The 1,985-nt window shown below is 75.3% G+C and carries 2 protein-coding genes; both read right to left on the bottom strand.

The genetic code is table 11. From position 1 onward, the window contains the following. Positions 1-38: 38 nt before the first annotated feature. Positions 39-1,265, bottom strand: a complete 1,227-nt coding sequence (locus tag ACFT55_RS20040; protein ID WP_380245612.1) for an NAD(P)/FAD-dependent oxidoreductase — start codon at positions 1,263-1,265, stop codon at positions 39-41. Positions 1,266-1,387: 122 nt separating this feature from the next. Then, the gene (locus ACFT55_RS20035; protein WP_380245611.1) at positions 1,388-1,801 is read right to left on the bottom strand and encodes an Hsp20/alpha crystallin family protein; all 414 of its coding nucleotides are present in this window, start codon (positions 1,799-1,801) and stop codon (positions 1,388-1,390) included. Positions 1,802-1,985 lie beyond the last annotated feature (184 nt).

Below are 1,985 nucleotides of genomic sequence, written 5' to 3'. Positions count from 1 at the left end.
GGTTCCCGGTGCGGCCCTGCACGTCGTCGTGCCGCTGGCTATGCCACGGTGACGACGTCCGTCGCGTCCTGAGCGGCGGCCGCGCGGCGTGCCCGCACCGCCTCCCGGCGGCGCGGGTCGCCGACGAACGCGGGGTAGCGCATGATGCCGGGCCGTCGCGCCTCCCAGGTCAGCCCCTGGACGGTGCTCCTGCAGACGAGCTCCTTGAGCCACGCACCGGCGCGGGCACCGAGCCGCCCGCCGAGGAACACCGGGACCGGGACGTCGCCCCGCCCGGCGAACTGGAACAGGCCCGCGCCCCGGCCCAGGCTCAGGCACTGGCCGAGGAAGCCGACCGCGACGGGCGCGGGCTCCGTGCCCGCGAGCCGGGAGAGCACGGTGTCCGCCGCCGCGCCCCCGAGCTGGCCCGCGGCCTGGCAGCTCATCCGGAACGGCAGGTCCGACGGCGCTGCGGCGTCGCCGGCGGCCACGATGCGGTCGTCGTCCACGCTCGTCAGGGTCTCGTCCGTGCGCAGACGCCCTGCCCCGTCGGTGCTCAGGCCGCTCCGGGCGGCCAGGTCGGGCACGGCGAAACCGGCCGTCCAGATCGTCACGTCGCTGGGCAGGTCGCGGCCGTCCGCGAGCTGCACCGCGTCCCGCGTCACCGCGGTGACGACGGCGCCCGGCCCCTGGACGACCGCGACGCCGAGCCGTGCCAGCTGCGCCGCGACCGCCCGCCGGCCCTTCGGGTGCAGGTACGGGCCGAGCACGTCCCCCGCGACCAGCGTCACCGCACGCCCCTGCTCCGCGAGCTCCGACGCCGTCTCGATGCCGCTCGGCCCGGCGCCGACCACGGTCACGCGCGCGACCGGCCCGGCGGCGGCCAGGGCCGGCGCGAGCCGGTCTGCCTCCTCGAGGCTCGCGAGCGCGAACGCGTGCTCCGCGGCTCCCGGGACGGTCGGCGCCGCACTGGTGCTCCCGACCGCGTAGACCAGGTAGTCGTAGGAGAGCGTCCCGCCGCCGGCGAGCAGCAGTCGTCGCGAGGGGGCGTCCACGCGCTCCACGGTCGCGACCTCGAGCCGCACCCGGTCGGCCAGCACGGTGCGGTAGTCCACGACCGCGGTGTGCGTGCCGGCCACCCGTTGGTGGAGGCGGATCCGCTCGACGAACGTCGGGCGCGGGTTCACGAGCGTCACCGTCACGTCGTCGCGCCTCGTCAGGCGGTTCGCCGCCGTCACGCCGGCGTACCCGCCACCCACCACCACGATCTCGGTCCTGTGCGACATGTCGACTCCTCGTCGGTCGGTCTTCGTTGCTCACCGTGACGACGAGACGCCGGCCGGAGACGTGACGACGGCGCCCGGTCGCGGGTGCGACCGGGCGCCGTCGGACCGACCGGCCTGACGGATCAGGCGGTGGTGACCTCGATGCGCTGCGGGGTCGTGCCGGCGAAGACGCCCGCGACGGTGACCGTCAGGACGCCCGCGTCGTAGGCCGCGCGGACGGAGTCGCCGTCCACCGCCTTCGGCAGGGTGACGACACGGCGGAACGCGCCGAACCGGACTTCCGAGATGCGACGGCCCTCGGACTCCTCCGAGCGCTGGTCCTTGCGCTCGCCGCGCACGACGAGCTTGCGGCCCTCGACCTCGACGGTGACGTCCTCGGCCGGGTCGATGCCCGGCAGGTCGAGGCGGGCGACGAGGTCCTCGCCGTCGCGGTACACGTCGGCCGCGGGGACGGGCGTCTCGGTGGCGAGGCGCGGCGTCCACAGGTCGCGGAGCCACGCGTCGGCGAACGGGGTGCGGGTCAGGGTGGTGGTCATGGGTCCTCCTCCGGGTGAGTGCTGCTGACCCGTTTCAACTTGAGCCCACCCGACTCAATTTCTGGGTTCGCCGACGGCGGACGTCGTGCGTGGGTCAGCAGGTGCGGTTGCCGTGGAGGTCTTGGCAGACGAGGTGGGTGCGGGCTTCGGTGATGGTGAGGGGGGTGGTGGTGCTGGTGGTGGT

Source organism: Isoptericola sp. NPDC057191, from assembly GCF_042670225.1.
Lineage (GTDB): Bacteria > Actinomycetota > Actinomycetes > Actinomycetales > Cellulomonadaceae > Isoptericola.
Note: the sequence above shows the minus strand (reverse complement) of the source record. Positions and strands in the feature narration are given on the sequence as shown.